Raw genomic sequence first — 6,528 nt, forward strand, 5'->3', positions numbered from 1 at the left:
CCCGCGGGCGACCACAAGGGTCGCCCCTACGGGTTTATCTCACACCACTTTATTGAAGGAGAATCAACCATGCTGGACATTAAATTCATCCGGGAAAATCCCGACGCCGTGAAGGAGAACATCAAGAAGAAATTTCAGGAACAAAAGCTTCCCCTGGTGGATCAAGTGCTGGAGCTGGACGCAGAGAACCGCCGCACCATCCAGGAGGCCCAGGAACTGCGCACCGCCCGCAACACCAAGAGCAAGCAGGTGGGCGTACTGATGGGGCAGTCCAAGAAGGATCCCTCCAAGCTGGCGGAGGCCGAGGCGCTGAAGGCCGAGGTCAAGTCCGACGCCGACCGACTGGCCTTCCTGGAGGGCCGGGAGACCGAGCTGGCCGATCAGCTCCGCCGCATCCTTCTCCAGATCCCCAACATCATCGATCCCTCCGTGCCCATCGGCCCCGACGACTCCTGCAACGTGGAGGTACAGCGCTTCGGCGAGGCGGCGATCCCCGCCTTTGAGATCCCCTACCACACCCAGATCATGGAGTCCTTCGACGGCATCGACATGGACGCCGCCGGCCGGGTGTCCGGCGCGGGCTTCTACTACCTGATGGGCGACATCGCCCGCCTGCATGAAGCGGTGCTGGCCTACGCCCGCGATTTCATGATCAACAAGGGCTTCACCTTCTGCATCCCCCCCTTCATGATCCACGGCAACGTGGTGGAGGGCGTCATGAGCCAGACCGAGATGGACGCCATGATGTATAAGATCGAGGGGGAGGATCTCTACCTCATCGGCACCTCCGAGCACTCCATGATCGGCAAGTTTATCGATCAGATCATCCCCGAGGACAAGCTGCCCCAGACCCTCACCTCCTACTCCCCCTGCTTCCGCAAGGAGAAGGGCGCCCACGGCATCGAGGAGCGGGGCGTCTACCGCATCCACCAGTTCGAGAAGCAGGAGATGGTGGTGGTGTGCAAGCCCGAGGAGTCCATGGAGTGGTACGAGAAGATGTGGCGCTGGTCGGTGGAGCTGTTCCGCTCTCTGGACATCCCCGTGCGCCAGCTGGAGTGCTGCTCCGGCGATCTGGCCGATCTGAAGGTCAAGTCCTGCGACATTGAGGCGTGGAGCCCCCGCCAGCAGAAGTACTTCGAGGTGTGCTCCTGCTCCAATCTGGGCGACGCCCAGGCCCGCCGCCTCAAGATGCGGGTCAAGGGCGAGAACGGCACCTATCTGCCCCACACCCTCAACAACACCGTGGTGGCCCCTCCCCGGATGCTCATCGCCTTCCTGGAGAACAACCTCCAGGCCGACGGCAGCGTGAAGATTCCCACCGCCCTGCGGCCCTATATGGGCGGCAAGGAAGTGCTGACGCCCAAGCAGTAAGCCGCCCTCTCACACATTAGAAAGGAGCGCCTCTGTCATGAAACACCGCTTATCGGCCGCCGTTCTCCTGCTCGCCTCCCCCCTGCTGCTGGGCGGCTGTGCCGCCGGCCCCCGGCCTGCGGAATCCACCCAGCCGGAGGAGACGCTCACCCAGGAGCAGATAGACGCCATCTCAGAAAAGTACGGCCTGGAATCCCCCACCCCGCACACGCCCTCCGTTGACGACATGGACTGGGGCTGGAGCGTCAAGAGTCCCTGAGCCATACCGCCCGTCTCACAGACTCCCAGCGGATAACCGGTACGCCAAAACGTCCCTTTTGTTCTCCGTGAAAAAGGAGGAATTGTCATGAAACGCGCGCTCTTCGCTCTGGCTTTGTCCGCATCTCTGCTCCTCTCCCCCGCTCTGGCGGCGGAGACCGCAACCTTTTCCGACGTGTCTGCCGGCGCCTGGTACGCCCCCTACGTGGAGGCCTGCGCCCAGGACGGACTCATGAACGGCACCGGAAATAACGCCTTTACCCCCGACGGTATTATGACGGAGGCGGAGACCGCCGCCCTGGCCGCCCGCATCCACTCCCTCCGCCACGGCGGCGACGGAACCTTTGAACCGGCCCCGGCGGAGTGGGGGCAGCTCACCATCCGCCTGCCCGACGGGAGCGCCCGCACCGACTATGTTGGGCCCGGCGGCTTTACCCCCACCCTCCAGGCCAAGGGCGGCCCAGAGCTGGCCATCACTCTGACCGATGATGAGCGGACTTGGGCCGCGGAGATGAATGGACAGGCCGCCTCGGTGGATCTCCCCAACAGTCAGAGCCACGAGGGTACCCTGCGCTACGATGCCCAGGCCGGAACCCTGTCCTTCCTGACCGGCTTCGGGGCCACCAGCAACGCCTACATCGCCGCCGCGGAGGCCGCCATGTCCATCCCCACCCCCCAGGAGTGGAGCCGGAGCGCGGCCTGGTATCTGGAGGAGAACGGCCTGCGGAACACCCAGGGCTTCCGGTTCAGCGAACAGCCCGCCACCCGGCTGGACTTCGCCCTGGCCATAGCCGCCTCCGCTGGGGAGCTGGAGGAGATCAACCAGGTAAGCACCGCCCCGGATATGACCGACCCCTTCTATTGGGACCGGATTGCCCCCCTCTACGCCGCGGGGATTCTCACCGGCGTGGACAGCTACGGCACCTTCAATCCGGAGGGCACCCTAACCCGGGCGGAGTGCGCCGCCATGGCGGCCCGCATCATCCGGCCGGAGCTGCGCCTCACCAACACCCAGGAGGCCCTCCCCGCTGCCCTGGCGGAGCTGGGCCGACCGGTTCGCCCCCTCCTGGCCGAGGACGAAGTGCTGGCTATCACCCAAGAGCCAACCCTGATCTACACCACGGATGGCCGGGTGCTAGACTGGGAGGGCCAGCTCCAGTGTGAGCTGGGCAGCTGCTACGACAGCTGGGAGATCTTCCGCTCCGACAAACTGGCCCGGGTGCGCAGAGACGGCCTGTACGGCTTCATCAACCTGGCGGGCGAGGAGATTGTCCCCTGCCAGTACGAGGCGGCCACCACCTACCACGACTGGGTGGTGCTGGCGGGCAGTCAGGAGGAGGGCTTCACCGCTTTCGACAAATCCGGAGAAGTGCTGGGCACCCTGGACGGCAGCGTCAACTACGATGACACCTCGGAAAAGCTTATCCAGTACATGGATGAGAGCACCGGCCTGTACGGCTATCTCAACCCCGACGGCTCGGTGGCCGTGGAGGCGGCCTATACCTCCGTCTCCCCCTTCTCCGGCGGGTACGCCGCCGTCCGGGACAAAAGCGGCCTGTATGGCTTTATCAATACCGAGGGGGAGCTGGTCATCCCCTGCCAGTTCGCCTATGTGGCCGATAGTTTCAGCTCCTATAAGGGCTACGCCGTGGTGGGCACCGCCGGAACCACCTCCGATCCCGCCCAGTACGACGGCAAGCTGGGCCTCATCAACACCGCCGGGGAGCTGGTGATCCCCATGGCATACGACTACCTGCAAAACTCCCCGGAATACATCTTCCCCTTTGCCCGGACCGGAGAGGACGGCACGGTGGTGAAGGGCTACCTCTCCCCTGACAGGACGGAACACGTGCCCGAGCTGCTGACCTCCCTGCCGGAAAACCAGTTCCCCGCCCCCTTTGCCAACAGTTACGCCCCCTTCCAGGACGGAGATCTCCAGGGCATGATGGATACACAGTTTGAGGTGGTGCTCCCCGCCGCCTTTGACAAGTGCGTCTCCGGCGCTTCCGGGGGACTGATCCTGGTGCTGCTGGACGGCATGTGGTATCAGGTTGATCCATAATTTGGAAATTTAAGGAGATTCTATGTCTGCAAAAGAAAAGACCACCGGCTTTTTGGCCGAATTCCGCAAATTCATTGCCCGGGGCAATGTGATGGATCTGGCCGTCGGCGTCATCATCGGCGGCGCGTTCAAGGGAATCACCGACTCCCTGGTAAACGACATCCTCAACCCGGTGCTCGGCATCTTTGCCGGGGACAATGAGGCCCTGGCTGGCCTGGCCATCCCCCTGCCCGGCGGCGGCGACCTCATGCTGGGCAGCTTTCTCAACGCCATCCTCAGCTTCCTGATTATGGCGTTTGTGGTGTTCTGCATCGTCAAGCTACTGAACCGTCTTCACAAAAAGGAGGAGGCCGCCCCTCCCCCGCCCCCCAAGCCATCGGCGGAGGAGGCGCTCCTCACGGAGATTCGGGATCTTTTAAAGGAGCAAAAAAATGGCTGAACTACCAGATAATAATAATCAGGAGGAGCCGTCCTCCTACACTCCCGCCTCCCCTGTCAAGCGGATCATCGCCTGGGTGGGCGTGGTCTACATGCTGATCTTTGTCGCCCTCAACCTCTACCCGTTTTTTCACGGCGGAACCTATCTCCGGGGGCTGGCCCCCCTGCTGGTCTGCCCCGGCGCCGCCGGACTGGCGGTGATTGCCGTCTGGCAGTTCCGCCGGCCGGAGTGCACCTACTCCAAAAAGGCCTGCATGGCCCTGCTGGCGGCGGCCTGTGTGGTGATCCTTGCCGTCGGCCTGGTGCAGGGCGTGCCCGCCCTGCTAGCCGGACTGGGGGTGTGAGCATGGAAGCGCGTATTGCCTCCGGCCTGACCGCCCTGGGCCTCACGCCCCCCGACGGGGCAGCGGCCCGGCTGGCCGAGTACGGCCGTCTGCTGCTGGAGCAGAACCAGGTCATGAACCTCACCGCCATCACCGAGCCCGACCAGGTGGCCGACCTGCACTTTCTGGACTCCGCCGCTCTGCTCACCCTGGGGGAGGACCTCCGGGGCAAGCGGCTCATCGACGTGGGCACCGGCGCGGGCTTCCCCGGCCTGCCCCTGCGCATCCTGGAGCCCAGCCTTCAGCTCACCCTGCTGGACAGCCTGGGCAAGCGGGTGAACTGGCTCGCCTCGGTGTGCGATACCCTGGGCCTGGAGGGGGTGGAGTGCCTTCACGCCCGGGCGGAGGAGCAGGCCCTTGTGGACGGCTACCGGGACGGCTTCGACTACGCCGTGTCCCGGGCCGTGGCCTCCCTGGAGCTCCTGTGTGAGCTGTGCCTGCCCTATCTGAAGGTGGGCGGCAGATTTCTGGCCATGAAGAGCGTGGACAGCGGCGAGGAGATCAACCGTGCCGCCCGGTGCATCTCCATCCTCGGCGGGCGGCTGCTGCCCAGTGTGGACTATGTCATTCCCGGCGCCAATGTGCGCCACCGGGTGGTGCTGGTGGAGAAGTGCGCCCCCACCCCCAAGGGCTACCCCCGCCGGTGGGCAAAGATACAGAAAGCCCCGCTGTAGCAGGAATTTTCTCACTACTCTGCACAAAAACCCATTGATTCCACTGTGGAAGTATGATATGGTATTTACGTCAAACAACGGGAGTGAACCTATGTCCACTGCAATTGTGATCACGTCGGGAAAGGGCGGCACGGGAAAGACCTCCATTACCGGCGGTGTAGCCTCCTGTCTGGCCGCGCTGGGCCACCGGGTGCTCTGCATCGACATGGATATCGGCCTGCGCAACCTGGACCTGACCTTGGGTCTGAGCGACCGGGCGCTGATGGACTTCACCGACGTGCTCTGCGGCCGATGCACACTGGAGCGGGCCGCCGTCCCCCACCCCGTCATCCAGGGCCTGTTCCTCCTCACCGCCCCCGTCACCCTGCCCGAAGCGCCGCTCAGCGAGGCGGCCATGAAGGAGCTGATTCACCGGGCCAGGGAGGGGTACGACTACATCCTGATGGATTCGCCAGCAGGGCTGGGCGAGGGGTTCCGTCTGGCCTGCTGTGCGGCGGACCGGGCCGTGGGGGTTTCCACGACCGACGCCTCCGCCCTGCGGGACGCCCAGCGCACGGTTTCGGTACTCCGGAACCGCATCCCCCGCATCCATCTGGTGGTCAACCGGGTACAGCCCCGGCTGCTCCGCCGCCTTCACACCACCATTGACGACGCCATGGACGCCGCCGGCCTGCCCCTGCTGGGCATTGTGCCGGAGGATCCCCAGGTGATGCTGTGCGCCAACCAGGGCCAGCCCCTCATTCTCCGGGCCAGCCGGGGCGCCGCCGTCGCCTATCTCAACATTGCCAAGCGCCTGCTTGGCCAGAAGGCCCCCCTTATGAAAATACGATAAGCGCAACACGCTGTGGAAGAGAGGTTAGTACGATGAATATTGCCCTGATGAGCCATGACCGGAAAAAAGAGCTGATGGTGCAGTTCTGCATTGCCTACTGCGGCATTCTCTCCAAGCATACCATCTGCGCCACCAACACGACTGGCCGCCTGGTGGCCGAGGCCACCGGCCTGCCTGTCCAGCTCTTCCTCTCCCACGAGCACGGCGGCAGCCAGCAGATCGGCGCCCGCATCGCCTACAACGAGATCGACATGGTGCTTTTCTTCTCCGACCCCCAGTCCAATGATCTGGACGCGGATCTGAAGTATATCACCACCCTCTGCGACCAGTACAACATCCCTTTCGCCACCAATGTGGCCACGGCGGAGATCCTCATCCACGGCCTGGAGCGGGGGGACCTGGACTGGCGCGATATCATCAACCCCAAGACCAAGCCCTTTACCGCCTGAGCCGTAGCTCGTTCCGTCCCCCCGCTCCAGGCCGTGGATGAGGATCTCCGCCGTGGCCACA

Annotated in this window: 8 protein-coding genes; all 8 read left to right on the plus strand. The window is 64.1% G+C overall.

Going from position 1 to position 6,528, the window contains the following annotated elements:
- The first annotated feature begins 69 nt into the window (after positions 1-69).
- The 8 genes from serS to ACESY8_RS09400 all read left to right on the plus strand — a co-directional run bounded on the left by serS (position 70) and on the right by ACESY8_RS09400 (position 6,467).
- Positions 70-1,371 (plus strand): serine--tRNA ligase, encoded by a 1,302-nt coding sequence (serS, locus tag ACESY8_RS09365; RefSeq protein ID WP_054339321.1) that lies wholly within the window; start codon positions 70-72, stop codon positions 1,369-1,371.
- 37 nt (positions 1,372-1,408) lie between these two features.
- Positions 1,409-1,630, plus strand: a complete 222-nt coding sequence (locus ACESY8_RS09370) for a hypothetical protein (RefSeq protein ID WP_054339320.1) — start codon at positions 1,409-1,411, stop codon at positions 1,628-1,630.
- Positions 1,631-1,717: 87 nt separating this feature from the next.
- The gene (locus ACESY8_RS09375) at positions 1,718-3,691 is read left to right on the plus strand and encodes a WG repeat-containing protein (RefSeq protein WP_434307833.1); all 1,974 of its coding nucleotides are present in this window, start codon (positions 1,718-1,720) and stop codon (positions 3,689-3,691) included.
- A gap of 22 nt (positions 3,692-3,713) precedes the next feature.
- Positions 3,714-4,130, plus strand: a complete 417-nt coding sequence (gene mscL, locus ACESY8_RS09380; RefSeq protein ID WP_021632583.1) for a large conductance mechanosensitive channel protein MscL — start codon at positions 3,714-3,716, stop codon at positions 4,128-4,130.
- Complete coding sequence (locus ACESY8_RS09385) at positions 4,123-4,473, plus strand: hypothetical protein (protein ID WP_054339317.1); 351 nt, start codon at positions 4,123-4,125, stop codon at positions 4,471-4,473. Before mscL ends, ACESY8_RS09385 begins: the two co-directional genes overlap by 8 nt.
- 2 nt (positions 4,474-4,475) lie before the next feature.
- Positions 4,476-5,186 (plus strand): 16S rRNA (guanine(527)-N(7))-methyltransferase RsmG, encoded by a 711-nt coding sequence (gene rsmG, locus ACESY8_RS09390; protein ID WP_054339316.1) that lies wholly within the window; start codon positions 4,476-4,478, stop codon positions 5,184-5,186.
- A gap of 91 nt (positions 5,187-5,277) precedes the next feature.
- Complete coding sequence (gene minD, locus ACESY8_RS09395) at positions 5,278-6,018, plus strand: septum site-determining protein MinD (RefSeq protein ID WP_498794717.1); 741 nt, start codon at positions 5,278-5,280, stop codon at positions 6,016-6,018.
- A gap of 32 nt (positions 6,019-6,050) precedes the next feature.
- Positions 6,051-6,467 (plus strand): methylglyoxal synthase, encoded by a 417-nt coding sequence (locus ACESY8_RS09400; protein WP_007491017.1) that lies wholly within the window; start codon positions 6,051-6,053, stop codon positions 6,465-6,467.
- Positions 6,468-6,528 lie beyond the last annotated feature (61 nt).

Source organism: Clostridium sp. ATCC BAA-442 (assembly GCF_964239415.1).
Taxonomy (GTDB): domain Bacteria; phylum Bacillota; class Clostridia; order Oscillospirales; family Oscillospiraceae; genus Flavonifractor; species Flavonifractor plautii.